Source organism: Reyranella sp., from assembly GCF_044224635.1.
Classification (GTDB): Bacteria; Pseudomonadota; Alphaproteobacteria; order Reyranellales; family Reyranellaceae; genus Reyranella.
On sequence record NZ_JBGAKA010000018.1, the window covers coordinates 1 to 25576 of the forward strand.

Consider the following 25576-nt stretch of genomic DNA (forward strand, 5'->3'; position numbering starts at 1 on the left):
TCGCTACGCTCAGGACGACAGAATCCAGGGGAGGTTCAAGCCTTGTCCGTAAAGCCTTCCCGTTTCACCGGCGACGCCGTGATGGTCGCCACGACCATGCTGCTGGGCTCGAGCTATCCCTTCGCCAAGGATGTGCTGGCCGTCATGAGCCCGCTGCTCTACAGCGCATCGCGCTATCTCGTGGCCGGCCTGTTCCTGCTTGCAGTCATGGTCCTGATGCGCCGGCCGATCGCCCTGCCGCGCCGCGACTGGCTGCCGATGGTCGTGCTGTCGCTGGTCGGGGTCGGCCTGTTCCAGGCCTGCTGGGGCCTGGCGATGGCGCGCACACCGCCGTCGCTAGGCTCGATCGTGATGACCACGACGACCGCCTTCTCGGCCATCCTGGCGTGGTTCGGCGGCCGCCGGCTGCCGGCTCTCGGCTGGACCGGCATCGCGATCGCCTTCGCCGGGGTCGTCGTGGTGGTCAACAACTCGCTCAGCGCCTGGACCCCGTCGGCGGGCAGCCTCGACGGCGTCGGGCTGTGGCTGCTCGCCGCCTTCGCCTGGGCGCTCTATGTCGAGCACGGCGCGCCCTACAATCTCCGGCTGGGGGCCTTGCCGGTCATGGCCTGGACGACCCTGATCGGCTCGCTGCTCCTGATGCCGATCGCGCTCCTGTTCGATTCGCTCGGCGAATTTGCGCGGCTCGACAACCGGCTCCTGGGCTACTGGCTCTACACGGCGATCTTCCCGGTCGGAGTCGCCTTCCTCGGCCTGACCGTCGGACTCGAACGGCTCGGGGTCAGCCGGGTCATGGTCTACATGTACCTGATCCCGATCGCCGGCGTCGGCCTGTCGGCCGCCTTTTTCGGCGATCCGCTGACGCCTTCCCGCATTCTGGGCGGGCTGGTGGTGCTGCTGGGCGTCATTCTGACGCGTCTCCCGCTCGACCGCGCGGCGCGCCTTCCTGTATGAACGGGGCGGCCCATTTACGACTCCAGGGCGAAAGGACGTGCAGGAATGGCCCGCCCGGCCAGGAAAAAGGCAGCTCCCCAGGCCACGACCGAGATCCTCGTCACCCCCGGACAGGGCGGGCGGCGGGCGTTCGTCGCGCGGGCGACCAAGGAGACGCGCATCGCCGCCGCCATCAATCTCGACGGTACCGGCAAATACGACATCGAGACCGGCATCGGCTTCCTCGACCACATGCTCGAGCAGCTGAGCCGGCACAGCCTGATCGACATCACGCTGCGCGCCGAGGGCGACCTGCATATCGACTACCACCATACGACCGAGGACAGCGGCATCGTGCTCGGCGAGTGCCTGGCCAAGGCGCTGGGCGACCGCGCCGGCATCCGCCGCTACGGCGCCGCCCATATCCCGATGGACGAGACCCTGACCGAGGTGGCGCTCGACGCCTCCAACCGGCCCTACCTCATCTGGAAGGTGACCTTCAGCAAGCCCAAGCTCGGCACCATGGACACCGAGCTGTTCAAGGAATGGTTCCAGGCCTTCGCCCAGCTGGGCGGGCTCACCCTGCATGTCTGGAACCACTACGGCGAGAACAACCATCACATCGTCGAAAGCTGCTTCAAGGGTCTCGCCCGGGCGCTGCGTGTCGCGGTCGAGATCGATCCGCGGCAGGCCTCGGCGGTGCCCAGCACCAAGGGCGTGCTCTGACGAAACCACTCCGCCTCGGGCTTCCATGACTGTCGCCATCGTCGATTACGGCTCCGGCAATCTGCGGTCCGCCGCCAAGGCCTTCGAACGGGCGGCCCGCGAGGGCGGCGTGGACGACCGCGTGCTGGTGACCGCCAACCCGCACGACGTCGCCGCCGCCGATCGCATCGTGCTGCCCGGTGTCGGCGCCTTCGCCGATTGTCGCGCCGGCCTCTACGGCGTGCCGGGAATGGTCGACACCCTGCAGCGCGAGGTCATCGAGCGCGGCAAGCCGTTCCTCGGCATCTGCGTCGGCATGCAGCTCATGGCCACGCGCGGCGTCGAATACGGCGTTCATGCCGGGCTCGATTGGATCGACGGTGATGTCGTGCGCATCGACCCACGGCGCGGGTCCGGCGGTACGGTCCTGAAAATCCCGCACATGGGCTGGAACGAGCTGTCGGAGCTGGCGCCGCATGCCCTGCTTGCGGGCATCACTCCCGGCAATCACGCCTATTTCGTCCATTCCTTCCAGCTCGAAGCGCGCAAGCGCGAGACTGTTTTGGCACTGACCGATTACGGCGGGCCGATCACCGCGATGGTCGGCCGCGACAATGTCGCCGGCACGCAGTTCCACCCGGAGAAGAGTCAGGCGACGGGGCTGCGGCTGATCACGAATTTTTTGCGCTGGAAGCCGTAAGGTCCGCCTCGCCTCTCATTTGCCTCCCCCGTCACACGGGGGAGGCAAATGAGGGCGACGGCAGCGGCTGGTGGGCGTTGCGGCCGGCGGCGTCCCACATCAGGCGCGGATCGAAGGACTCGGCGGCGAAGATGGTGATGAACACCACGGCGCAGAAGGCGAGCGCGCCGATGCCGGGCTCGATGGTCACGGCGTTGCCGAACTGGACGAGCGCGCCCAGCAGCGATTCCATGAAGATGTCGACCATCGACCAGCGTCCAACCCAGGCGACGACGTGATAGAGCACGGTCCGCTCGCGCAGCAGGATGGAGGCCCCCGCCTCCGGACGCCCGATCTGGACGGCAAGCAGCATGATCACCAGGGCAACCAGCTTGAACATCGGCACCAGGATGCTGGCGAAGAAGACGAGCAGCGCCAGCGGGTACATCTGCGAAGCGAGCAACTCCTCGACGCCGCCCAGGATGGTGCTTGGCTGCCCTGCCCCCAGCTGGATCACGGTGAGCACCGGGTAGACATTTGCCGGCACGTAGAGCACGGCGGCGGCGATCACCAGCGCCCAGGTGCGCGAGATGCTGCCCGGCTTGCGTTCGTGCAGGGCCGAGCCGCAGCGCGGGCAATGGCCATCGCCGTCGGCCGGAACGGACACGAGCCCGCAGCCTTCGCATCCCACGGACCCCGGCCGCAGCTGCAGCAGCGGCAGCGCATCGGTGCGCGGCGCCATCGGCGCATGGGTCTGGCCGCGCCGTTCGATCTCCTCCCACACCGCCTGCGAATCGAGGGCCAGCTCTGCCCAGACGACCACCACGGTGAGCGCAGCCAGCGCATAGACGGCGGCGCCGAGCTCGATGGTCACCAAGTCACCGAGCTTGGTGTAAGCGACGAACACGCCGAGCAGCAGCACCTCGAGCATCGCCCACAGGCCGACCTTGCGCGAGATCAGGAAGATGCCGCGCAGGTTGGGCGGCAGGACTCTCATCTTGAGGCCGATCAGGACGTAGATCGTGCCGAGAAACTTGATCAGCGGGGCGATCGCGGTGGTGAAGGCGACGGCGATCGCGAGCGGCCACAGGCCGCGATTGACCAGCTCGAGCGGTCCTGATTCGAGCCCGGTCGCGTGCACGATGCCGGCGGTCGAGACCTTCATCAGCATGCCAAGCCACACCACCGCGAACAGGCCCAGGCTGGCGACGGTCAGCGCCAGGTGATGATTCAGCGGATCGGCGCGGGTGAAGCGCAGCGCGGTGCCGCAGCGCTGGCAGCTGCAGCGCAGGTTCGCGGCCATCGCCGGCACGACCTGGAAAAGGCCGCAGCCCGGGCATTCGTGCAGCTGGGCACGCGTGACCGGCGCGGTACTCCCCTCCGCCATGTCGGTCTAGGGCTGCAGCAGGGCGGCGATACCGTCGGCGAGCTCGCCCACGGCATCGCTGATCGCCGCCACAAGGCCCCGCATGTCCGGCGTCGCTGTCGGCTTGGAGATCGAGAAATTGCGCGCCGCCATGCGCCGCGGACGATTGAACTCCGCGGCGACCTGGGCATTGAGGATCAGCGTCCCCGCCTTGTCGGCATCGAGCCGTTGGATGTTGACGCCGACCACGACATTGGGGTCGACCGATATCGCGCCGCTCTCGGCATAGACCGAGCTGCCGGACAGGCGCTGGCCGAGCTCGCTTACGAGAACGCGCGCCAGCATGGCCCCCAGCGACTCGCCCCACCAGTCGTTCGCCATGATATCGAGCTTGTAGCCTTCGGACGACCGCACGATCTCGCGACGGTCGAGGTAGCTCGCGAGCCCGATATCCTTGAGCATCACGATCTTGGGGCCGGCCGAAAGGGTCGGGCCGGTCCGCGTCACGATCGTGTAGTAATTCGGCTCGGGGGATGCTCCGCAGGCCGCCGCCATGACCGGCAGGGTGAGACTCGCGAACTGACGTCGGCCGAGAGCCATCGCATTCATTCCTTGCCGGTGTTGGTGCGGCCCTTGATCAGGGCTTCGGGATGTCGCGACAGCAGGTCGGCCAATGCGCGGAAGGAGCGGGCGGTATCGGTGAGCTGCGGCAACAGGCGATCGAGATCGCGGCGGAAACGCGAATCGTCGCCATAGCCCGCATTGAGCGAAGCGAACAGCCGTCTGGCGCTGGCGAGCGCCTCTTGAAGCTGCGCGGCGATCTCCGGCAACCGCTTCATCGCCGGCGTGGCGCCCTGGTCGAGCTTCCTGGCGATGTCCTGGACGTCGATCATTGCCTTCTCGAGGGCCGCCAGCGTCGCCTTGATCTGCGGGCCGTTGATCGTGTTGTCGAGGCCGGTCGCCGCACCTGCAATGCTCTTGCCGATGCCGTCGAAATCGATGCGGTTGATCTTCGACAGGAGCTCGGCGGCGGAGCGGGTGATGCTGTCGAAGCCGCCGGCCTCCATGGCCGGGATGATGTAGATATCGCCGTCGCGCTTCATCTCGGCCGGCGGCGCGTCGGGCATCACCTGCAGGGCGACGATCTTGGAGCCGCTGATCAGGCTCGGCGCCTCGAGGGTGGCGCGCAGCCCCCGCCGGATCATCTCCTCGGCAAGCTTGCCGGGCTCGAGCCCCTTGACCGTCGCAATGCCGGTGACGCGGTCAGCTTCCACGCGATAATGCACCGGGGCGACGATGCGATCCTTCACCGGGTCATAGACGAGCCCGACCCCGGTGACCTCGCCGACCTTGAGCCCATACAGGGTCACCTCGGCGCCGACCGCCAGGCCGGCCACCGAACCGGGGAAATAGGACAGCAGCTGCAACTGGTGCCCGAAGCCCGCCGTGCGGGCTGCCTCGTGGCTCGAGTACAGGTGGAAGGTCTGATAGGGCTTGGCGGCGGCCTCCTTGGAGTCCGAGGGCGTATCGAAGGCGATGCCGCCGAGCAGCACCGCGCGCAGCGATTCGACCTGAATGGAGATGCCCTCGCCGTTGAACTTGATGCTCATCCCCGAGGCGTTCCAGAACGACGTGTCGAGGTGGACATACTGGTCGTAGGGCGCGCGCACGAAGACGTGAATGGTGACGTTCTCGGCCAAGGAGACCAGATCCCAGCCGAGCACCATGCCGACCTCGAGATCGCGGAAAAACACCGGCGATCCGAGGCTGATCGACCCGAGCCGGTGGGTCTGCAGCTTGAAGACCGTGCCCTTGGCCCACGCCTGCAGGATCGGCGGGTCCTCCTCGCCGGTGAAATTGCGCTTCGCCTGCCCGGTGGCGGTGGGCTGCGGCCGCATGCCGATGTAGGAGCCGGACAGCAGCGTATCGAGCCCGGTTATGTTGCCGGCAAAGAGCTGCGGCTTGACGACCCAGAAGATCGTCGTGTCGAGCAGCAACGGCTCGGCTTCCCGCGTCGTGTCCACCGTCACGATGACATGCGACTGGTCGGGCGCGATGGCGATGCTCCTCACCGTGCCCATCACGACGTTCTTGTACTTGAGCTGCGACTGGCCGGCCGTCAGCCCGGCCGCCGTCTCGAAGCCGATGGTGATGGTCGGCCCGCGCTTGGAATAGGTATCCCAGGCCAGCCAGGCGCCGATCAATCCGGTGAGCAGCGGAACGATCCACACGAGCGGAATCCGGCGACGTCGGCGAACTGGCGCCGTCGGCAAAGGTGCCGGTTCTCTAGTGTCGGTCATGTCCTCCCTGCGACGGCCTCCGCGCGCGAAGGTAACTCAAATCGACCGGCCTGCAAGCGCACCGGGCCCGTCTGGCCGGTCACAGGATCGGGGGCCTCTTCACCCAGTTATAGCCATGCTCCGACTTCTTGTAGCCATAGGCGAACAGGGCACGCATGTAGGCCTGCTCGAAGGGCTCCTTCAGCTCCATGTCGAAGTCACGGCCGATATAGGCAAGGTTGTAGCCGATGCCGTCACGCTGGGTCGTGTTGTAGATCCGGATCACGTCGTTGTAGCCGGATGAGGCGATCATGGTCGAGATGGCGCGGCCGGCGATGCCGAGCGTGCGCCGCTCGACCGTCGCCCATTCCGGGTCGAGCCGCCCGTTGCGGATGACGTAGGCATTCGCCTCGATGACCGGCTGGCCGCGGCGCTTGCGCTCGTTACGATTCTCCGTCAGCGCGGCCGGATACAGGAAGGTCTGAGCGAAGGCGCCGCCGTCGACATGCATCTCCTGATACGGCTTGCCGTCGATCGTGACGTCGACCATGGACGGCGGAAACGCGCCCGGAATGGCCGCCGAGGCGAGCAGGATATGTCGAATGGTCTCGACGGCTCTGGGATGACCGCTCTTGGCGATCGCGCCGATATTCCAGATCACGGGAACCTGGGCGTCGAGGTCGGTCGTGCCGATCAGCAGCAGGCGTCCGGCATCGTAGGCCGCCGCGATGTCGCGGATCATTCGGTCGTCGAGATACTTCGAGATGGTCCTGTAGAGCGGCTCGTTGTCGGCCATGGCGTCGCTGAACACGGCTGCCAGCAGACGCCGCTTGGCCAGGACCTGGCTGGCGTCGATCTCGGTGTAGACGGCACGCAGTTGCGGATCGTACTCCGGCCCCAAGAAGGCGAACGGCGCCGACAGGGCGCCGGTGCTGACGCCGGTCACCAGATCGAACGTCGGTCGAGTGCCTTGCGCGGTCCAGCCGCACAGCAGCCCGGCGCCGAAGGCGCCGTTCTCGCCGCCGCCCGAGATGGCGAGAAACTGCAGCTTGGGCATTTCGGCGACAGATCGCAGGCCGCGCGCCTTCATCTGCGCGATCATCGCGCCCATGAACTCGGATTCGAGCGGGCCCGATCCGGAGACCGGGAAGAAGCGTTCGTTCTTGAGCCCGAGGACGGTCGCCTTGGCGGTGCTGCCGAGCGGCACCGGCGGGCCACGGTCCGGCAGATCGCAACCAGACAGCGCCGCCGTCGCAGCACCGCCGGCCGCCAGCCGCAGGAAGGCTCGCCTTGGTGGACGTCGCTCGGACATCGGTGTTCCCCTCAACGCTCCCGGTCGTCGATGTCGCGCGCCAGAACCTCGCGCTTGCCGACATGGTTGGCCGGGCTGACGACGCCCTCGCGCTCCATGCGCTCGACGATGCGCGCGGCCCGATTGTAGCCGATCTGCAGATAGCGCTGGATGAAGCTGGTGCTGCATTTGCGCTCGCGCGCCACCAGCGTGATCGCCTGGTCGTAGAGCTGGTCGCTCTCGCCGTCCTCGCCCTCGCCCGCCGGGCCGGCAGCACCCGCCTCGCCATCCGGATCGTCGGTCACGGAATCGACATAGGCTGGCGCACCCTGGGCACGCAGATGGCGCACCGCCTCCTCGACCTCGCCGTCGCTGACGAACGGTCCATGCACGCGGGCGATCTTGCCGCCGCCGGCCATGTACAGCATGTCGCCCTGGCCGAGCAGCTGCTCGCCGCCCTGCTCGCCCAGGATGGTGCGGCTGTCGATCTTCGACGTCACCTGGAAAGAGATGCGGGTCGGGAAGTTGGCCTTGATGGTGCCGGTGATCACGTCGACCGATGGACGCTGCGTGGCCATGATGACATGAATGCCGGCAGCGCGCGCCATCTGCGCCAGGCGCTGCACCGCGGCCTCGATCTCCTTGCCGGCGACCAGCATCAGGTCGGCCATCTCGTCGATGATGACCACGATGAAGGGAAGCGGCGTGAGGTCGATCTCCTCGTCCTCGAAGGTCGGGCGGCGGGTCTCGGGATCGATGCCGGTCTGCACCTTGCGGGTCAGCGCCTGGCCCTTGCGCGCCGCCTCGCCCAGGCGCTCATTGTAGCCTGCGATGTTGCGCACACCGAGCGCGCTCATGGCGCGGTAGCGATCCTCCATCTCGCGCACCACCCACTTCAGCGCGACGATCGCCTTGCGCGGCTCGGTGACGACGGGTGTCAAGAGATGCGGAATGTCCTGATAGACGCTGAGCTCCAGCATCTTGGGATCGATCATGATGAAGCGGCAGCGATCCGGCGGCAGGCGATAGAGCAGCGACAGGATCATGGTGTTGACCGCCACCGACTTGCCGGAACCGGTGGTGCCGCCGATCAGCAGATGCGGCATGCGAGCGAGGTCAGCGATCACCGGATCGCCACCGATATCCTTGCCCAGCGCCAGCGGCAGGCTGAGCCGATTGTCCTCGTAGTGACGCGTCGACAGGAGCTCGCGCAGGAACACCGTCTCGCGCCGCGCATTGGGAAGCTCGATGCCGATGACGTTGCGGCCCGGCACGGTAGCGACCCGCGCCGACACGGCGCTCATCGAGCGGGCGATGTCGTCGGCCAAGCCGATCACCCTGCTCGACTTGGTGCCCGGCGCCGGCTCGAGCTCGTAGAGCGTGACCACCGGTCCCGGTCGCACCTTCACGATCTGGCCCTTGACCCCGAAATCGTCGAGCACGGTCTCGAGCAGACGGGCGTTCTGCTCCAGCGCCTCCTCGTCGATCTTGGTGTCCGTGCTGACGCGCGACGGCAGCGCCAGGATGTCGAGCGGCGGCAGGCGATATTCGCCGGTCGCAAGATCGAGCTCGCGCTGGCCTGCCTTGGCGGCGCGCTTGCCCTGCGCCAGCGCGCCCTTGCGCTGGATGATCTTGACGCCGCCGGAGGCGACGCCTGCGGGGGTCGCCGGCTCGGCGGGCAGCTCGTCCGGAGCGAAGGGATTGTCGTCGCCACCGGCGGAAGGCTCTGTCGCGCGTTCGCCAACGCTCGGCGAGGCGACGAACGGCGGCGTGGGCTCAGACGCCGCCGGCGGTGCGGCGGCCGGCCCGGCCATTGGCTCCTGCGCGGCCGCAGCGGCAGCACCATCGCGGCGAGCGAAGACCGGCTCGATGCGCCGGCCGGCCAGCCGATCGAACAACGTGCGGTCACGCACCGACTCGGGCGCCGGCGGCGCGTGCGGACGCAGCGGCACGGGCGCCTCGGGAATGTCGCCGGTCGGCCGTTCGATGGGCGCGTTGGGCGCATCGACCAGCAGGGACTCGCGCGGCGGCAAGGGAGCGCCTTGCTCGGGAATCTCCTCGAAGCGCGCCGGATCGTACTGGCTTGCGTCGATCTCGCCGGGAATCTCGGCATAGCCGATCACGGCCTCGGGTTGATCGGTCTCCTCGTCGAGCGGCTTGGGAGTGCCGCGCCACAGGCCGATGGCGGCACGGGCCAGCCACACGCTCCACAGCAGCGGCGCGCGCAGGATGCGGAAGATCAGCGGCAGATCGGTGCGATTCATGCCGAGCGCCGGCGCCATGGCAATGAAGGCGAGCGCCGCGCAGATCGGTTCGATCAGGGCGAGGCCGCCGCCGCTCGAATGGGTCAGCACCAGCTCGCGGAACCGGCCGACCAGCGCCAGCCCCACCAGGCCGCCCGGTCCGGCATGGGTGGCGGCGCTGCCGACATCGCCAAGGCCGACGCAGGCCACGCTCATCATCAGGAGCGCCAGCAGCAGGAGCGAAAGCCGCAGACCGAAGAAGCCGAGATGGTGGGTGCGCACCATGCGGACGCCCCAGGTGATCAGCGCCACCGGGACCAGCATGATGGCGAGGCCGAAAGTCTGCAGCAGCAGATCGGAGACGTAGGCGCCCGGCATGCCGATGATGTTTACCGGCGCGCGACCGGTTGCGTGATTGAGCGACGGATCGGCCGAGCTGTAGGTGAACAAGGCGAGCAGCAGGACCATGCCGACGGCGGCGACGCCGAAGCCCATCAGCTCCATCGCGCGCCGATGCAGGAAATCGCGCGACCCCTCCGGCAGGATCGCGGTCTTGCGCACCAGCGAGGACGTGACGCCCATCATGGCCATGGTCACAGCACCGCGGCGAGACGGCTCACCGCCTCGCGGGTTGTCGATTCATCGTGCACCAGCGCCACGCGGATGTAGCGTTCGGCCCTGTTGATGCCGTCGGTCTCGCGGCAGACATAGGCGCCGGGCAGGACCTTGACATGGGCCTCGCGCCACAGCTTGCGCGTCGCCTCCTCGCCATCGCCGACATCGAGCCAGAGAAAGAAGCCGCCGCCCGGCGTGTAGTAGCCGAAGCGATTGTGCAGCATCGATTCGGCGATGCGAAAGTTCCGCCGATACCATTCGCGCGTTTCGATGGGATGGGTTTCCTCCCGCCACAACGCGGCCGATGCCTTCTGCACGGCAAACGGAATCTGCGGACCGCCATAGGTCCGCCAGCGCAGCAGCATCGCGACCTGGCGTGGATCGCCAGCCATGAAGCCCGACCGCAGGCCGGCGGCATTCGAGCGTTTGCTGAGGGAATGGAACACCACGACGTTGCGGAACGGATCCTTGCCTCCGGTGTCATCCATCGCCAACGCCGCCTCGAGCGCGCCGACCGGCGCCTCGCGCGTGTAGATCTCGGCGTAGCATTCGTCGACCGCCAGCACGCAGTCGTATTGCCGGCACTTGGCGATCAGCTTTTGCAAATAGGAAATATCGGCGATTGCGCCCTGCGGATTGGCCGGCGAGCAGAGGTAGACCAGCGACATGCGCTGCCACGTGACCTCGTCGACCGCATCGAAGTCGGGCAGGAACCCGGTTTCGGCAGGGGCATTGACCAGGAGCGGCTCGGCGCCGGACAGCACGGCGCCGCCGAGATAGGCCTGATAAAATGGGTTGGGAAGCGCGATGACCGGCCTGGCACCGTTCTTCTGCTGCGGCGTCGCCACCGTGGCGATGATGTAGACGCCTTCCTTGCTGCCTGCCGTCGGCATGACGTGGCGCGCCGGGTCGAGCAGGCCGTCCGGCAGGCGGTAGCGCCGGCCGAGCCATTCGACAATCGCCAAGTTGAGGTCGGGGATGCCCTGATTGGGTGGGTAGCGGTTCCAGCCGTCGATCTCGTCGGCGACGATCTGGCGCGCCAAAGCCGGCATCCGCCCCTGCGGCTCGCCGACCGACATGTTGATCATCGACAGGTGAGCCGGCGGCGTGATCGGCGCAATGAGCGTGTTGAGCCGCGCGAACGGAAAATCGGTCAGCGTTTCCGTCAGCCGCGGGTTCAGCATCGAGACCACCCAATAGGCCAGTCAGGCCGCACTAAAACAATGGATCCGGCAGCAGGCACCGCCTCCTGCCGGGGAGATTATGTGGCCATTCTAAGGAACAAATTAGGCAGTCACAACAAAGGAATAGGCAGCTTTCCTGCTCCCCTACTGCACCCGCTCGCCGTGCAGGGCGGTGTCAAGGCCTTCGGTCTCCTCGTCGCGGCCGACCCGGAGGCCGACCAGGGCGTCGACGATCTTGAGCAACACCCAGGTGGCGACGGCGCAGAAGACGCCGACCGCGACCACGCCATAGAGCTGGGTCAGGATCTGGCCGCCGTTGCCGTCGACCAGACCGACGGGCTGTCCCTTGTTGACGTCGTTGATGAACCGGGTGGCGAACACGCCGACCAGGATCGTGCCGACGATGCCGCCCACGCCGTGCACGCCGAAGACGTCGAGCGAATCGTCGTAGCCCAAGCGGTTCTTCAGCACGACCGAGGCCCAGTAGCAGACCAGGCCGGCGACAACGCCGATCGCCATCGCCGCCCACGGCTCGACGTAGCCGGCGGCCGGGGTGATGGTGCCGAGGCCTGCAACCGCACCCGACAGGATACCCAGCACCGAGGGCTTGCCGCGGCTCGCCCATTCGACCGCCATCCACACCAACGCTGCCACGGCTGCCGAGATATGGGTGTTAAGCATGGCGCTGCCGGCCAGCTCGCCTGAGGACAGCGCCGATCCGGCATTGAATCCGAACCAGCCGACCCACAGCAGCGAGGTGCCGACCAGGGTCAGCACGAGATTGTGCGGCGCCATGTACTCGCTGCCGTAGCCCTGACGGCGGCCGATCACCAGGCAGCAGACCAGGCCGGCGATGCCGGCGTTGAGGTGGACGACCAGCCCGCCGGCGAAGTCGAGCACGCCGGCGGTGCCGAGGAAGCCGCCGCCCCATACCCAGTGCGCCACGGGCACGTAGACGAACAGCAGCCACAGCGCCATGAACCACATCATGGCCGAGAACTTCATGCGCTCGGCGAAGGCGCCGGCGATGATTGCCGGGGTGATGACGGCGAATGTCGCCTGGTACATCAGGAAGACGTTCTCCGGCACCGTCTTGGCCAGGGCGTGGACGCTGCCCTGCAGGCCGGCTCCGAAAGCCCGCGACAAGGACCCGATCGCGCCATTGAGCGCCGCCCCGTCGGTGAAGGCAAGTGTATAGCCCACCATGAACCACAGCACCGTGACCAGGGCGGCGACGGCGAACGCCTGAACGGCCGTCGCCAGCACGTTTTTCTTGCGCACCATGCCGGCGTAGAACAACGCCAGCCCGGGGATGTTCATCATCAGGACCAGCGCCGTGGCGACCAGCAGCCAGGCAGTGTCTCCGGTATCGATGGTGGGCTTGTCTGCCGCCGACGCGGCGCACGGTATCGTCATCGCGCACGCCAGCGGCGCGCCGATGCGCATGACCATCCTCTGCATTGTCTCTCCCGTGTCGTCTTGTCTTGCAGTCTTGTCGGCTTGCGGCCTTGTTTCTCGTCGTACCTGTCGCCTTGGTCGGATTCGCTCGAGCCGCCTCGCGCCCGAGCTGTAGAGCCGGCGCTAGAGTGCGTTGGATCCGGTTTCGCCGGTGCGGATGCGCAGCGCCTGCTCGACAGGCGTCACGAATATCTTGCCGTCGCCGATCTTGCCGGTGTGCGCCGCCTTCTGGATCGCCTCGACCGCACGCTCGACCTGGGTGTCATCGACGACGATCTCGACCTTCACCTTGGGCAGGAAGCTCACCAGGTACTCGGCGCCGCGATAGATTTCCGTCTGGCCCTTCTGCCGGCCGAATCCCTTCACTTCGCTCACCGTCAGCCCGGACACGCCAACGCCAGTCAGGGCGTCCCGCACCTCGTCGAGCTTGAACGGCTTGATGATGGCGGACACGAGCTTCATGCGCTTCCCTCCTGATCTTCCGGCTGCCGATCATAGAGTGGCGCGGGCAATGGCTGGCGTCAAACGCAGTGCAAAAAAGCGGCCCGGCGACGACGCACCGGGCCTGGAGTAGCCGCCGCGACACGGAAGCGGCGGGGACAAGGGAACCAGGGAGGAGGCCAGGTTCCCGGGACGAGAAGGAGACGACTGGAGCTCGCCAGACGCGCGCTAGTGAACCGTCTCGCCGTGGAGATTGATGTCGAGGCCTTCGACCTCCTCCTCGGAGGTGACGCGCAGGCCAATCAGCGCATCGATGATCTTGAGGATGATGAACGTCGCCACGGCGCACCAGGCGATGCACACCAGCGAGCCCCACAGCTGGGTGAGGACCTGGCCGGCATTGCCGTCGATCAGGCCCTTCTTGCCTTCGCCGCCGATCACCTCGACGGCAAAGACGCCGGTCAGGATGGCGCCGAAGAAACCGCCGATGCCGTGCACGCCGAACGCATCGAGCGAATCGTCGTAGCCCATGGCGTGCTTGAGGCCGGTGGCGCCCCAGAAGCAGATCAGGCCGGCCACGATGCCGATCACCAGGGCCCCCATCGGGGCGACATAGCCCGAGGCCGGCGTGATGGCGACCAGGCCGGCGACCGCCCCCGATATCACGCCGAGGACCGACGGCTTGCCGCGCGTCACCCACTCGGCGAACATCCAAGCCAGGGCCGCAGCCGCCGCAGCGAACTGCGTCACCGCCATGGCCATGCCGGCGTTGCCGTTGGCGGCGCCCGCCGACCCGGCATTGAAGCCGAACCAGCCGACCCACAGCAGCGACGCGCCGATCACCGAGTAGACGAGATTGTGCGGCGCCATGTTGTCGTGGCCAAAGCCCTTGCGCTTGCCGATCACCAGCGCGCAGACCACGCCGGCCACCCCGGCATTGATATGGACCACTGTGCCGCCGGCGAAATCGAGCACGCCCCAATCGCCGAGGAAGCCACCGCCCCATACCCAGTGCGCGATCGGCGCGTAGACGATCAGCGACCACAGCGCCATGAACCACATCATGGCCGAAAACTTCATACGCTCGGCGAAGGCGCCGGCGATCAGCGCCGGGGTGATGATGGCGAAGGTCAGCTGAAAGCACAGGTAGACGGTCTCGGGAATGGTCTTGGCAAGGTCGTGAACGCCGTCGAGCGTGAGGCCGCGCATGAAGATGCGGCCAAGCCCGCCGATAATGGTGCTTCCTGGCGTGAAGGCGAGGCTGTAGCCGATGATCAGCCACAGGACCGTGATCATGCAGGTGATGGCGAAGCTCTGCATCACCGTGGCGAGCACGTTCTTCTTGCGCACCATGCCGCCGTAGAACAACGCCAGGCCGGGGATGGTCATCATCAGCACCAGCGCCGTCGAGGTCAGCATCCAGGCGGTATCGCCGCTATCGAGCTTGGGCTTCTCGTCGGCCGCCAAGGCGAGTGCCGGCAGCAGCAGCGAACCGGCTGCCCCGACGCCGGCAAGCAACGCGTTGAACTTGCGCTTCATCGTATGTCCCTCGAATTCTTGATTGGTCATCGACTGTTCTTACTGGTCATCGAGCGATTGGCTGGCGATCACAGCGCTTCGATGCCGGACTCGCCGGTGCGGATGCGGATCGCGTGCTCGATCGGCATGACGAAGATCTTGCCGTCGCCGATCTTGCCGGTGCCCGCCGCCTTGCGGATGGTCTCGACCGCCCGTTCGACCATGGCGTCGTCGAGCACAACCTCGATCTTGACCTTGGGCAGGAAGCTCACGGCGTACTCGGCGCCACGATAGATCTCGGTCTGCCCCTTCTGCCGGCCGAAGCCTTTCACTTCACTGACCGTCAGACCCTGGATGCCCAGGGAGGTGAGCGAATCGCGGACATCGTCGAGCTTGAATGGCTTGAAGATCGCCATGACCATTTTCATTCAGCTGCCCTCCAACAGGCGGAACGCCCGCCCCCAAATACTCAGGCGGGGCAGCAGCAAGGCGCGTGCCAAGATCAGGCCGGGATCAAGGCACGGATGTGTCAACAGGTTGGCATTGGACTTGCAAAAAATTCGGCAAGACGTGACGAAGTTGAGTTGGGGGTGGTCTTGTTGCTCAAAAAGATTGCAGCTCTTGGTCTTGCCTTGTTCATGATCAGCGCAGCTGACATCGCAAATGCACAGGCCCCGACGAACACACTTCCGGAACCGACTTCCGAAGGCACGTGGAAGGGGCCGTTCGGCGGCATCTTTTCTGCAACCTTCGCTTTCGCGACAGACTATTCCTATCGCGGCATCTCGCAGACTCAGCGCCAAGTCGCCGCCCAGGCGGCGTTCGGCTACGAGACGCCGTCCCTCTTGCTCGGGCAGGACGCCGCGCTCAGCGCCTATCTCGGCGGCTGGGGCAGCAACGTGAACTTCCCTGGCACAGGCACCGCCGCCGAGGTCGACTTGCTGGCCGGCTTCAGGCTCAAGGCTCTCAGCGAAAAGCTTACCTTCGACCTGGGCTATATCCGCTACAACTACCTCGGCGCCCCGGCCAACCTGTATTTCGACTTCAACGAGTTCGGCCTGGTCGCCGGCTACGATTTCGGCGTCGCCCAGGTGAGCGCGGCCGTGCGCTACAGCCCCAACTTCTTCGCCAACTCCGGCAATGCCTGGTACAAATGGGGTCAGATCGCCGTTCCGTTGACCTTCATCAACTTCAACGAGAACGTCACCTTCAAGCTGTTCGGCACCATCGGCAACCAGTATGTCGAGCGCTACCAGTTCTACGGCATACCCTACGACAACTACTGGGACTGGCAGGTCGGCCTGACCGTCAACGTCTACGGCTTCGATCTCACCATCGCCTATGTCGACACCAACATCGACATCCAGGGCTGCCTCAACACCTACAATTGCGAAGCGCGCGCCATCTTCACCGTCAGCAAGTCGTTCTAGAGCGGCGTACCATCATCATTCTCCTCCCCAGCTTCGCTGGGGAGGAGAATGAGCGCCTGTTGCCGCCGACCCGATCGGCTGCCATCTATACCGCATGAGGCACGAGCCGACCGATCTCGTCGTCGTGGGCGCCGGCCCGAACGGCAGCCTGCTGGCACTCGCCGCCGGCGAGGCAGCGCTCGCCACTGCGCTGATCGACCGGATGCCGGTCGACACCCTGGTCGAGCCCGCATTCGACGGCCGCACGACCGCGATTGCCTACACCAGCCAGCGCCTGTTCGCGGCGCTGGGCGTCTGGCCCGATCTCGCCGAGCATGCCGAACCGATCCTCGACATCCGCATCTCGGATGCTGGTCATGACGGCCGGCCGAGCCCACTGTTCCTGCATTTCGACCATCGCGAGGCCACTGCCGAGGACGAGGGCAATCCTGCGCCCATGGGCTGGATCGTCGAGAACCGCTTCCTGCGCGCCGCCCTGCTGCACCGGCTGGCCGCCTGTCCGCATGTCGAGCTGATCGCACCCGATGAGGTGATCGAAACCCGGCGAGATGCAGACGGCGCCGAGCTCGTATTGCAAAGCGGCCGGCGCCTGAAGGCCCGGCTGGTGGCCTCGGCCGAAGGCCGGGCCGGCATGATGCGCGAGGAGGCCGGCATCGGCGCCCGGTCGTGGTCATACCGCCAGATCGCGATTGTGCTCGTCGCGCGTCACGAAAGACCGCATCGCGGCGTTGCCCAGGAGAAATTCCTGCCTGGCGGACCGTTTGCCATCCTGCCCATGCGCGACGGGCCGGCGGGAGAGCACAGATCGTCGATCGTGTGGACCGAGCGTGCCGACGTGGCACGACGCATCCTCGCGACCGATCCGGCGCGCTTCAACGCCGAGTTCGCCCGGCGGTTCGGCGACCATCTCGGCCAAGTCGAGCCAATCGGTTCGCGCTGGTCGTATCCGCTGAGCCTGGTTCACGCCGAACGCTACGTCGATACACGACTGGTGCTGGTGGGCGATGCCGCGCACGGCATCCATCCGATTGCCGGCCAGGGCTACAATCTCGGGGTGCGTGACATCGCCGCTCTCGTCGAGGTGCTGGTCGACGGCAAGCGACTCGGCCTCGACATCGGCGACGCCCATTCGCTCGAACGCTACGCGCGCTGGCGCCGCGCCGACAATTTCACCATGGTCGCGGCCACCGATCTCCTGAACCGGCTGTTCTCCAACGACTTGGCTCCGCTCCGGCTGCTGCGCGACGTCGGCTTGGCGGCAGTCAACCGGACGCCGCCGCTGCGCCGCTTCTTCGTACGCCATGCCATGGGCTTGGTCGGCGACCTGCCCAAGCTGATCCGTGGCGAGCGGCCCTAACGGCCATTCGCCGGGACCGCGCCACTCCAGTGGCGCTCCTCTCCATTCTTGATCACACATCCCATGAGCGCCACTGGAGTGGCGCGGTCCCAGCGATGAGAGAAACGCCCGGCTGGACTAAATCCCTGGCCCACCCTATCTCAAGGGCCGAAAATCGAAGGAATTCGCATGGCTCAAGCGCAAGTCCCCGTGACCGTGCTGACCGGCTATCTCGGCGCCGGCAAGACTACGCTGCTCAACCGCATCCTGAGCGAGCAGCACGGCAAGAAGTACGCCGTCATCGTCAACGAGTTCGGCGAGCTCGGCATCGACAACGACCTCGTGGTCAATGCCGACGAGGAAGTGTTCGAGATGAACAACGGCTGCATCTGCTGCACCGTGCGCGGCGATCTGATCCGCATCATCGAAGGGCTGATGAAGCGCAAGGACAGGTTCGACGGCATCCTGGTCGAGACCACCGGTCTTGCCGATCCCGGCCCGGTGGCTCAGACCTTCTTCACCGATGACGAGGTCAAGGCGCGGACCCGGCTCGACGCCATCGTGACGGTGGTCGATGCTAAGCACTTCCTGGGGCAGCTCGAGCAGGGCCACGAAGCCGAGGAGCAGGTTGCCTTCGCCGACGTGATCCTGCTCAACAAGACCGACCTCGCGAGCGCCGACGAGCTCGCCCGGGTCGAGGGCAAGATCCGCACGATCAATCGCTACGCCAAGATCTTCAAGACGGAGAAGAGCCGCATCGAGCTCGAGGCCATCCTCGACAAGGGTGCGTTCGACCTGAAGCGCATCCTCGAGTTCGAGCCCGACTTCCTGCGTCACGGCCACGACCACAATCACGAGGAAGAGGTGGCGAGCCTGTCGCTCACCGCCGACCGGCCGGTCGACCCGGACAGGTTCCAGAAGTGGATGGGCGCGCTCCTGCAGCTGCGCGGCCCCGACATCTTCCGCAGCAAGGGCATCCTGGCGATCCAGGGCGCGCCGCGGCGCTACGTCTACCAGGGCGTCCACATGATGATGGACAGCGACTGGGGCACGCCCTGGAAGGAAGGCGAGAAGCGCTCGAGCAAGCTCGTCTTCATCGGCCGCAACCTCGATGGCGCGAATTTGCAGCGCGGCTTCGACGACTGCCTCGCGCCGGCGTGAAGCTCGATCTTTCCCGCCCGTCGTGGGCCGAGCGCCTGCCGCCGAGGCGGTCGGTTGCGGGTGATGCGCCGGTCGCCGCCTGCGCCTTCAATCGCGACGGAACCGTCGTGGCCTTCGCCCTGGGCGACGGGCACGTGCGCCTGTTGCCGGCCGATTTCGCCGCCGAGCCGCCGGAGGCAGCGGCCCCGGTCCATGGCGGCGTCGTGCTGAGCCTTATCGCCGATCCGTCGGGCGACGGCTTCGTGAGCGGAGGAGATGACGGCCGTCTGCTGCGCCATGCCAAGGATGGCTCGACGAGCGAGATTGCCAGCTACAAGGGCAAGTGGATCGAGCATCTGGCCGCCCATCGCAGCGGTGTCATCGCCGCCGCCGTCGGCCGCACCGCAATCGTCGTCAAGGGTGACGCGGTCCGCGAGCTCGGGCCGCACCAGAGCACGGTCGCCGGCATCGATTTCAGCAAGGACGGCGGACGCATCGCCTGCGCCCACTATGGCGGCGTCACGGTCTGGAGCATCGGCGAGGCCACCCTGCCGCCGCGCCTGTTCGCCTGGCGCGGCAGCCACGTCGCGCTGAAATGGAGCAGCGATGGCCGCTTCATCGCCACCGGCACGCAGGAGAACGACATTCATGTCTGGCGCATCGCGCAGGCGACCGACATGCGCATGCAGGGCTACCCCGCCAAGGTGAGGTCGCTGGCGTGGGCGTCCGACTCGCGCTTCCTCTGCACCTCGGCGCAGCCCGTGTTCACCGCCTGGCCCTTCGCCGGCAAAGGCCCCGAGGGCAAGCCGCCGCTGCAGTTCGGCTCGGAAGGCGCCGGCCTGATGACCGTCGTCACCGCTGTCGGCACCTCGGACTTCGTCGCCGGCGGATACGATTCCGGCGAAGTGCAACTGGGCGACCTCAAGAGCCGACTCTCGGTCGTGCTGAAGATGGCCGATGGCTCCGCGGTGACGGCACTGGCCTGGTCGCCGGATGGCGGCCAGCTCGCGATCGGCAACGAGCGTGGTGACCTGGTGGTGCTCGATCTCGATCGATAGAGGCGCTGGCGCGCGCCACTCCTGTGGTGCGTCTGCGTGTGATCGACGATGATCGCGCCACTGGAGTGGCGCGCCCCCAGCATTCCTCATCCGAAGCAATCACTACCCGCGCCGTACCAGAACGCGATGCGACAGCAGGCACAGGATGCCGGCGATGCCCATGGCGGCAACCATGGGCAGGACCGTGCCATCGAACAGCTGGCCGACCATGGCGCCGAACACCGCGCCGATGCCGAACTGCATCACGCCCATCAGCGACGACGCCGTGCCGGCCATGTGCGGATAGCGCTGCAGCGCCATCGCCATCGAGTTGGGGCCGATCAGGCTAATGGTGGCGATCTGCGGCCCAATGCAGAGAATGAACGGCCACATGCCGATCGTCCCATAGCGCGCCTCGATGATGCCCAGCACCAGAGCGGCCGAGCCGGCGATTGCCGGCACGATCACCGCGTAACGCAGGATGCGCCCGGCACCGAACACCCGCACGAACCGGGCATTGAGCAGGCTGCCCAAGGTCATGAACACGACCATGCTGCCGAAGATCAGGCCGTAATGCTGGGGCGACACGCCGTAGCGCTCGATGAACACGAAGGGCGAGCCCGACAAAAAAGAGAGCAGAGCAGAGAACTGGAAGGTGCCGGTAAAGGCATAGCCCATGAAGGCGCGATGGCGGAACAACCCGCCGAAGCGGCGCAGCACCGACGACAGCACCAGCGGCTGGCGATACTCCGGCCGCAGGGTCTCGGGCAGCAGCAGCCAAGCAGCGGCGAGGCCGATGACGCCGACCCCTGCCAGCACCCAGAAGATCGCGCGCCAGCCCATGTACCACAGCACCTGGCCGCCGATCAGCGGCGCCAGCATCGGCGCGATCGAGGTGCAGGCCATCATCAGCGACATGGCGCGCGCCGCCTGGTCGCGCTCGGCGAGATCGCGCACCATGGTGCGCGCCAGCACCACGCCGGCGCAGGCGGCAAGCCCTTGCAGGAAGCGCAGCAGGATGAGGTGCCCGGCCTCGACGGCAAAGGCGCAGCCGATGCTGGCTACGATATAGATGGCGAGGCCGGTCAGGATAACCGGCCGGCGCCCGAAGCGATCGCCCGCGGGACCGTAGAAGATCTGGCCGGCCCCGAACGCCACCATGAACGCCGACAGCGTGAGCTGGATGTCCCCGGCCGTGCCATGGAGATCGACGGCGATCACCGGCAGCGCCGGCAGATACATGTCGATCGACAACGGGGTGAAGGACGACAGCAATGCCAGCACCCCCAGGAGAACAGGCGTCAAGGTGGGGCGGGTAACGGTCTGGGTCATGCGGGCTGGCTCTATAGCGGACATGCTATAAGTGGGCCATGACATCGCTGCCGGAGCTCACCGAGCCGCAGATCCGCCGCTACGCGCGCCATATCGTGCTGGCCGAGATCGGCGGCCTCGGCCAGGCGCGGCTGATCGCCGCGCGCGTGCTGGTGATCGGAGCGGGCGGGCTCGGCGCGCCCCTCCTGCAATATCTCGCCGCCGCCGGCATCGGCACCTTGGGCGTGATCGATCACGACCACGTCGACCTCTCCAACCTGCAGCGCCAGGTCATCCATCGCACCGCCGATGTCGGCGTCGCCAAGGTGGAGAGCGCACGCCGCGCGCTCGGCGACATCAATCCCGAGATCACGGTGATCGCCCATGACGAGCGCCTCGAGGCGGGCAACGCCGAGCGCATCGTTGCGGGCTACGACATCGTGGCCGACGGCAGCGACAATTTCGCCACCCGTTACCTGCTGAACGATGTTTGCCATCGCCTGCGCAAGACACTGGTGTCTGCCGCCATCCTGCGCTTCGACGGCCAGATCTCGACCTACAAGGCGTGGCAGGGCGACGGCCATCCCTGCCTGCGCTGCATCTTCCCCGAAGCGCCGTCGGAGGACGCCGTGCCGAGCTGCGCGCAGGCCGGCGTGCTGGGTGCGCTGGCCGGCACCCTGGGCGCCATGCAGGCCACCGAAGTGGTGAAGGAACTGCTCGGGATCGGCCGATCGCTGTCGGGACGCCTGGTTCTCTACGACGCGCTGGCCGCCAGCTTCGACGAAGTGGCGATCGCCAAGCGGCCCGATTGCCCGACCTGCGGCGGGCGCCTGAGCAGGGCGGCATGACGCCCGATGGCGGCGTCTCGGTGATCGTGCGCGCCGGCGACTACGAGAGCGTGCATTACGCCTTGGCTCTCGCCGCCGCCGCCCTGGCGGTGAACAAGCCGGCGGTCCTGTTCTTCACCATGGCCGGCGTCCGCGCGCTCTCCGGCCCGCCGCCACAGCTCGACGACTGGGCGCGCGATGCCGCCAACCGCTCGCGGGGTGTAGGCGACTTTGAAACGTTGTTGCAGGCCTGCGTCGAGCTCGGCGCCCGCTTCATCGTCTGCGAGATGGGCTTGCGCTCGCTCGCCATCGACCGCTCGAGTCTGCGGGCCGACGTGCCCTTCACGGTGGCGGGCATCGTGACCTTGCTGGAGGAGACCCGGCCGGGCATGCATCTGGTGTCGCTGTAGGGTGATGCAGAGCGGTTCCCGATGTGATGCAGGCTTCATTTCACGACGGTAATTCTGTCATGTGCGAATGCACTGCGATGTGATCGCGCCGCCGCGCGCTGGGGATAGTTGTCGCAACGGGCACGTTCCGTCCGGCTGTTCCGGCCGGGCGGAATGTGCTCTAGGAGAGTCCCATGAAATCCGCTTACGACGTGCTCGGCATCGGCAACGCCATCGTCGACGTCCTCTCGCGCACCGACGAGGCGTTTCTCGGCCGGCATGGCCTGGTCAAGGGCAGCATGATGCTGATCGACGAGGAGCGCGCCGAGACGCTCTACGATGCGATGGGCCCCGCGATCGAGGTGTCGGGCGGCTCGTGCGGCAACACCATGGCCGGCGTCGCCTCGTTCGGCGGCAGGGGCGCCTATATCGGCAAGGTGCGTGACGACCAGCTGGGCGCCGTGTTCGGCCACGACCTGAGGTCAATCGGCGTCGCCTTCGACACGCCGAAGGCCGAGAGCGGCCCGTCGACGGCACGCTGCCTGATCCTGATCACGCCCGATGCGCAGCGCACCATGAACACCTACCTCGGCGCCTGCACCGGCCTCGGCCCGTCCGACATCGACCCGGCGCTGGTCGGCTCGGCGGCGGTGACCTATGTCGAAGGCTATCTGTGGGACGCGCCGGCCGCCAAGCAGGCGGTGCTGAAAGCGTTCGAGGCCGCCCACGCGCAGGGTCGGCAGGTATCGATCACGTTGTCCGATTCGTTCTGCGTGCACCGCTATCGCGACGAGTTCCGCGATCTGGTGCGCAACAGGATCGACATCCTGTTCGGCAACGAGGCCGAGATCAAGGCGCTGTACCAGGTCGAATCGTTCGACGAGGCGATGGCCGCCGTGCGGCGCGAGGCCAGGATCGCCGTGCTGACGCGCAGCGAGAAGGGCTCGGTCGTGATCAAGGGAAGCGAGACTTGGGCGGTGCCGGCAAGCCCCGCGGCCAGGATCGTCGACACGACCGGCGCCGGCGATCTCTATGCCGCGGGCTTCCTGTTCGGCTTCACGCACGGCAAGCCGCTCGCCGAGTGCGCGCGGCTGGGCGGCGTGGCCGCGGCGGAGATCATCTCCCATGTCGGCGCGCGCCCCGAGCAGGCGTTGCGCGAGCTGATTTGAGCCTCGCCCAGAGCGCGCAGTCGACCTGGGACCGCTGGGTCAAGGCGGCCGAGGTCTATCGCGACCGTCGTCAGCTCATTATCATGCTGATGGGCTACTCAAGCGGCATGCCGTTCCTGCTGACCAGCGCCGTGCTGAGCTACTGGATGACCAGGGTCGGCGTCGACCTGACGACGATTGGCATCTTCGTGCTGGTCGGCACACCCTATGCCTTCAAGTTCGTCTGGGCGCCGCTGGTCGATCAGCTGCCACTGCCGGGGCTCGACGGCTGGCTCGGGCGGCGGCGCAGCTGGATGCTGCTCGCCCAGGCGGGCGTGCTGGTCTCGACGCTGGCGCTGGCCTGGAGCGACCCGGTGCAGACGCCGTGGTTCACCGCAGCGGCCGCGCTCGCCATCGCCTTCTTCTCGGCCACGCAGGACATTGCCGTCGATGCCTATCGCATCGAGATTCTGAACGACGACGAGCAGGGCGCCGGCTCGGCCACCACCCAGCTCGGCTATCGCATCGCGCTCTGGATCGTCGATGCCATGGCGCTGCTGCTGCCGTCCATCCTGCCGTGGCCGCTGGTGCTGAGCGCCATTGCCACCCTGATCATCGTCGGCATCGTCACCACCTTCTGCGCCGTCGAGCCGACGGCGGACCGGCCGGTGATCGCCTCGACCGGCGCCTGGGTCAACCAGGCCGTCGTCCGGCCATTCGCCGAGTTCCTCGCCTATCGCGGCTGGGTCGTCATCCTGCTGTTCGCCCTGCTCTACAAGTACGGAGACGCGCTGGGTGGCAGCATGGCGCGCCCGTTCTACGTCGCGCTGGGCTTCACGGGGCCGGAGATCTTCGGCGTCACCAAGAGCTTCGGCGTCGCCGCGACCATCCTGGGCGGGCTGGCCGGGGGTATCGTCGTCGCACGCTACGGGCTGTTCAAGGCGTTGCTGGTCGGCGGCATCCTGCAGGCGATGACCAACCTCCTGTTCTCGTGGCAGGCCGCGGCAGGCCACGACATCGTCGTGCTGACGATCGCCATCAGCGCCGACAACTTCACCGGCTCGCTGGGATCGATCGCCTTCGTGGCCTATCTCTCGAGCCTGTGCACGTCAGGCATGGCCGGCACGCAGTATGCGCTGCTGACCTCGCTGATGGCGTTCGGCCGCACCACCCTGTCGGCCGGCGGCGGCTGGCTCGCCGCTACCATCGGCTGGCCGGCCTTCTGGCTCGCCACCACGCTGCTCGCCGTCCCCGGCCTGCTCCTGCTGCTCTGGCTGTGGCGTCTCGCGCAAAAGGACACCCCTCCTTCAACGAGGAAGGAGGGGTGAGTAGATCGGCAACGGGTATCGTCCGTGCCGGGGGAACCGACCCGTTCCGCGGCGGGGCGTGGGGCTGCCGGCCAGAAACGAGCACCGTTCGTTTAGCCGTCCGACGCTACGGAACCGTTACCAGCGATGTGGATAAGTTGCCGGGAGGTGCAAACCCACGGTCATGCGCTGGGGCCGCGCCACTCCAGTGGCGCTCATGCTCTTCTGGGCGGCTTCAGCCGGGCATGGCGTCGAGCGCGTAACCCGCGGCCCGCACCGTGCGGATCAGGTCGGCCCGCTGGTCGCCATTGAGCGCGATCCGCAGGCGCCGGATATGGACATCGACGGTGCGCGCCTCGACATAGACATCCTTGCCCCACACCGAATCGAGCAGCTGCTCGCGCGAGAACACGCGACCGGGATGCTCCATGAGATGGCGCAGCAGGCGGAACTCGGTCGGGCCGAGATGGACCGGCTTGCCGCCGCGGGTCACCCGGTGCGCCACCAGGTCCATGACGATGTCGGCATAGGACAGCGCCTCGTCGGCCAGCGCTGGCCGGATGCGGCGCAGCACGGCGCGGATGCGCGCCACCAGCTCGGTGGGCGAGAACGGCTTGGAGACGTAGTCGTCGGCGCCGGCATCCAGGCCGCGCACGCGATCGGCCTCCTCGCCGCGCGCCGTCAGCATGATGATCGGCAGGTTGGCGGTCTGCGTCTGGCGACGCAGCTGACGGCACACCTCGATGCCCGACATCAGCGGCAACATCCAGTCGAGCAGGACGAGGTCGGGCATGTCCTCCTGCACCAGGGTGAGCGCTTCCTCGCCGTCGAGGGCGACAGAGACGCGAAAGCCGGACTGCTCGAGATTGTAGCGCAGCAGCTCGACCAGGGCGGTCTCGTCCTCGACGATCAGCACATGCGGTTTCATCGACGATGTCT

General features: G+C 67.0%; 23 protein-coding genes. 11 read left to right on the forward strand and 12 right to left on the reverse strand.

Annotation, left to right across the window (positions count from 1 at the left end; all coding sequences use genetic code 11):
- Positions 1-42: 42 nt before the first annotated feature.
- From ACILR9_RS17110 to hisH, 3 genes are read left to right on the forward strand one after another with little or no spacing between them, the layout of a single operon-like run.
- Positions 43-954, forward strand: a complete 912-nt coding sequence (locus ACILR9_RS17110; RefSeq protein WP_395711158.1) for a DMT family transporter — start codon at positions 43-45, stop codon at positions 952-954.
- A gap of 45 nt (positions 955-999) precedes the next feature.
- A complete protein-coding gene (hisB, locus tag ACILR9_RS17115; protein WP_395711159.1) occupies positions 1000-1659 on the forward strand; it encodes an imidazoleglycerol-phosphate dehydratase HisB in 660 nt (219 codons plus the stop codon).
- 25 nt (positions 1660-1684) lie between these two features.
- Entirely contained in the window at positions 1685-2338 is a 654-nt protein-coding gene (gene hisH / locus ACILR9_RS17120) for an imidazole glycerol phosphate synthase subunit HisH (RefSeq protein WP_395711160.1), read from the forward strand.
- A gap of 31 nt (positions 2339-2369) precedes the next feature.
- On the opposite strand, the gene ACILR9_RS17125 is transcribed toward hisH, so the two are convergent.
- The 10 genes from ACILR9_RS17125 to ACILR9_RS17170 all read right to left on the reverse strand — a co-directional run bounded on the left by ACILR9_RS17125 (position 2370) and on the right by ACILR9_RS17170 (position 15140).
- Positions 2370-3704, reverse strand: coding sequence for a paraquat-inducible protein A (locus tag ACILR9_RS17125; protein WP_395711161.1), 1335 nt, complete (start codon positions 3702-3704; stop codon positions 2370-2372).
- 6 nt (positions 3705-3710) lie between these two features.
- On the reverse strand, positions 3711-4283 hold the full coding sequence (locus ACILR9_RS17130; protein WP_395711162.1) for a membrane integrity-associated transporter subunit PqiC: 573 nt from the start codon (positions 4281-4283) through the stop codon (positions 3711-3713).
- A gap of 5 nt (positions 4284-4288) precedes the next feature.
- The gene (locus ACILR9_RS17135) at positions 4289-5914 is read right to left on the reverse strand and encodes an intermembrane transport protein PqiB (RefSeq protein WP_395711163.1); all 1626 of its coding nucleotides are present in this window, start codon (positions 5912-5914) and stop codon (positions 4289-4291) included.
- Between the two features lie 148 nt (positions 5915-6062).
- The gene (locus tag ACILR9_RS17140) at positions 6063-7274 is read right to left on the reverse strand and encodes a patatin-like phospholipase family protein (RefSeq protein ID WP_395711164.1); all 1212 of its coding nucleotides are present in this window, start codon (positions 7272-7274) and stop codon (positions 6063-6065) included.
- 11 nt (positions 7275-7285) lie between these two features.
- Positions 7286-10087 carry a DNA translocase FtsK gene (locus tag ACILR9_RS17145; RefSeq protein WP_395711165.1) on the reverse strand — a complete coding sequence of 934 codons (2802 nt, stop codon included), beginning with the start codon at positions 10085-10087 and terminating at the stop codon, positions 7286-7288.
- 2 nt (positions 10088-10089) lie between these two features.
- The gene (locus ACILR9_RS17150) at positions 10090-11295 is read right to left on the reverse strand and encodes an aminotransferase class I/II-fold pyridoxal phosphate-dependent enzyme (RefSeq protein ID WP_395711166.1); all 1206 of its coding nucleotides are present in this window, start codon (positions 11293-11295) and stop codon (positions 10090-10092) included.
- A 144-nt stretch (positions 11296-11439) separates the two neighbouring features.
- Positions 11440-12756 (reverse strand): ammonium transporter, encoded by a 1317-nt coding sequence (locus tag ACILR9_RS17155; protein ID WP_395711167.1) that lies wholly within the window; start codon positions 12754-12756, stop codon positions 11440-11442.
- A 120-nt stretch (positions 12757-12876) separates the two neighbouring features.
- Positions 12877-13215 carry a P-II family nitrogen regulator gene (locus ACILR9_RS17160; RefSeq protein WP_395711168.1) on the reverse strand — a complete coding sequence of 113 codons (339 nt, stop codon included), beginning with the start codon at positions 13213-13215 and terminating at the stop codon, positions 12877-12879.
- 207 nt (positions 13216-13422) lie between these two features.
- The gene (locus tag ACILR9_RS17165) at positions 13423-14763 is read right to left on the reverse strand and encodes an ammonium transporter (protein ID WP_395711169.1); all 1341 of its coding nucleotides are present in this window, start codon (positions 14761-14763) and stop codon (positions 13423-13425) included.
- A 38-nt stretch (positions 14764-14801) separates the two neighbouring features.
- Complete coding sequence (locus tag ACILR9_RS17170; protein WP_395711170.1) at positions 14802-15140, reverse strand: P-II family nitrogen regulator; 339 nt, start codon at positions 15138-15140, stop codon at positions 14802-14804.
- 210 nt (positions 15141-15350) lie between these two features.
- On the opposite strand from ACILR9_RS17170, the gene ACILR9_RS17175 reads away from it, so the two are divergent.
- The 4 genes from ACILR9_RS17175 (at position 15351) to ACILR9_RS17190 (ending at position 19676) form a co-directional block, all read left to right on the forward strand.
- Positions 15351-16142 carry a TorF family putative porin gene (locus ACILR9_RS17175; protein ID WP_395711171.1) on the forward strand — a complete coding sequence of 264 codons (792 nt, stop codon included), beginning with the start codon at positions 15351-15353 and terminating at the stop codon, positions 16140-16142.
- Between the two features lie 94 nt (positions 16143-16236).
- A complete protein-coding gene (locus tag ACILR9_RS17180; protein ID WP_395711172.1) occupies positions 16237-17499 on the forward strand; it encodes a UbiH/UbiF/VisC/COQ6 family ubiquinone biosynthesis hydroxylase in 1263 nt (420 codons plus the stop codon).
- A gap of 168 nt (positions 17500-17667) precedes the next feature.
- Positions 17668-18639: a CobW family GTP-binding protein gene (locus tag ACILR9_RS17185; protein WP_395711173.1), complete on the forward strand. Its 972-nt coding sequence runs from the start codon at positions 17668-17670 to the stop codon at positions 18637-18639.
- Complete coding sequence (locus ACILR9_RS17190) at positions 18636-19676, forward strand: WD40 repeat domain-containing protein (RefSeq protein ID WP_395711174.1); 1041 nt, start codon at positions 18636-18638, stop codon at positions 19674-19676. The genes ACILR9_RS17185 and ACILR9_RS17190 overlap by 4 nt, the downstream gene beginning before the upstream one ends.
- A 102-nt stretch (positions 19677-19778) precedes the next feature.
- Here ACILR9_RS17190 and ACILR9_RS17195 read toward each other — a convergent pair whose 3' ends face one another.
- Positions 19779-20987 (reverse strand): Bcr/CflA family multidrug efflux MFS transporter, encoded by a 1209-nt coding sequence (locus tag ACILR9_RS17195; protein WP_395711175.1) that lies wholly within the window; start codon positions 20985-20987, stop codon positions 19779-19781.
- 38 nt (positions 20988-21025) lie between these two features.
- Here ACILR9_RS17195 and ACILR9_RS17200 point away from each other — a divergent pair, with 38 nt between their 5' ends.
- From ACILR9_RS17200 to ACILR9_RS17215, 4 genes are all read left to right on the forward strand, one after another.
- Positions 21026-21814, forward strand: coding sequence for a HesA/MoeB/ThiF family protein (locus tag ACILR9_RS17200; RefSeq protein ID WP_395711176.1), 789 nt, complete (start codon positions 21026-21028; stop codon positions 21812-21814).
- Positions 21811-22203: a DsrE family protein gene (locus ACILR9_RS17205; protein ID WP_395711177.1), complete on the forward strand. Its 393-nt coding sequence runs from the start codon at positions 21811-21813 to the stop codon at positions 22201-22203. The genes ACILR9_RS17200 and ACILR9_RS17205 overlap by 4 nt, the downstream gene beginning before the upstream one ends.
- A 173-nt stretch (positions 22204-22376) precedes the next feature.
- A complete protein-coding gene (locus ACILR9_RS17210) occupies positions 22377-23351 on the forward strand; it encodes an adenosine kinase (RefSeq protein WP_395711178.1) in 975 nt (324 codons plus the stop codon).
- Positions 23348-24658: an AmpG family muropeptide MFS transporter gene (locus tag ACILR9_RS17215; RefSeq protein ID WP_395711179.1), complete on the forward strand. Its 1311-nt coding sequence runs from the start codon at positions 23348-23350 to the stop codon at positions 24656-24658. Before ACILR9_RS17210 ends, ACILR9_RS17215 begins: the two co-directional genes overlap by 4 nt.
- A 214-nt stretch (positions 24659-24872) precedes the next feature.
- Here ACILR9_RS17215 and phoB read toward each other — a convergent pair whose 3' ends face one another.
- Positions 24873-25565, reverse strand: coding sequence for a phosphate regulon transcriptional regulator PhoB (gene phoB, locus ACILR9_RS17220; protein ID WP_395711282.1), 693 nt, complete (start codon positions 25563-25565; stop codon positions 24873-24875).
- Between the last annotated feature and the right edge of the window lie 11 nt (positions 25566-25576).

Bases quoted from the DNA above. Each gene is read 5' to 3' on its own strand.
- ACILR9_RS17155 (WP_395711167.1), bottom strand. From the start codon at position 12,756: ATGCAGAGGATGGTCATGCGCATCGGCGCGCCGCTGGCGTGCGCGATG.
- ACILR9_RS17130 (WP_395711162.1), bottom strand. From the start codon at position 4,283: ATGGCTCTCGGCCGACGTCAGTTCGCGAGTCTCACCCTGCCGGTCATG.
- ACILR9_RS17150 (WP_395711166.1), bottom strand. From the start codon at position 11,295: ATGCTGAACCCGCGGCTGACGGAAACGCTGACCGATTTTCCGTTCGCG.
- ACILR9_RS17205 (WP_395711177.1), top strand. From the start codon at position 21,811: ATGACGCCCGATGGCGGCGTCTCGGTGATCGTGCGCGCCGGCGACTAC.
- ACILR9_RS17170 (WP_395711170.1), bottom strand. From the start codon at position 15,140: ATGAAAATGGTCATGGCGATCTTCAAGCCATTCAAGCTCGACGATGTC.
- ACILR9_RS17200 (WP_395711176.1), top strand. From the start codon at position 21,026: ATGACATCGCTGCCGGAGCTCACCGAGCCGCAGATCCGCCGCTACGCG.
- ACILR9_RS17145 (WP_395711165.1), bottom strand. From the start codon at position 10,087: ATGGCCATGATGGGCGTCACGTCCTCGCTGGTGCGCAAGACCGCGATC.
- ACILR9_RS17185 (WP_395711173.1), top strand. From the start codon at position 17,668: ATGGCTCAAGCGCAAGTCCCCGTGACCGTGCTGACCGGCTATCTCGGC.
- ACILR9_RS17165 (WP_395711169.1), bottom strand. From the start codon at position 14,763: ATGACCAATCAAGAATTCGAGGGACATACGATGAAGCGCAAGTTCAAC.
- ACILR9_RS17195 (WP_395711175.1), bottom strand. From the start codon at position 20,987: ATGACCCAGACCGTTACCCGCCCCACCTTGACGCCTGTTCTCCTGGGG.
- ACILR9_RS17210 (WP_395711178.1), top strand. From the start codon at position 22,377: ATGAAATCCGCTTACGACGTGCTCGGCATCGGCAACGCCATCGTCGAC.
- phoB (WP_395711282.1), bottom strand. From the start codon at position 25,565: ATGAAACCGCATGTGCTGATCGTCGAGGACGAGACCGCCCTGGTCGAG.
- ACILR9_RS17140 (WP_395711164.1), bottom strand. From the start codon at position 7,274: ATGTCCGAGCGACGTCCACCAAGGCGAGCCTTCCTGCGGCTGGCGGCC.
- hisB (WP_395711159.1), top strand. From the start codon at position 1,000: ATGGCCCGCCCGGCCAGGAAAAAGGCAGCTCCCCAGGCCACGACCGAG.
- ACILR9_RS17175 (WP_395711171.1), top strand. From the start codon at position 15,351: ATGATCAGCGCAGCTGACATCGCAAATGCACAGGCCCCGACGAACACA.
- ACILR9_RS17180 (WP_395711172.1), top strand. From the start codon at position 16,237: ATGAGGCACGAGCCGACCGATCTCGTCGTCGTGGGCGCCGGCCCGAAC.
- ACILR9_RS17160 (WP_395711168.1), bottom strand. From the start codon at position 13,215: ATGAAGCTCGTGTCCGCCATCATCAAGCCGTTCAAGCTCGACGAGGTG.
- ACILR9_RS17125 (WP_395711161.1), bottom strand. From the start codon at position 3,704: ATGGCGGAGGGGAGTACCGCGCCGGTCACGCGTGCCCAGCTGCACGAA.
- hisH (WP_395711160.1), top strand. From the start codon at position 1,685: ATGACTGTCGCCATCGTCGATTACGGCTCCGGCAATCTGCGGTCCGCC.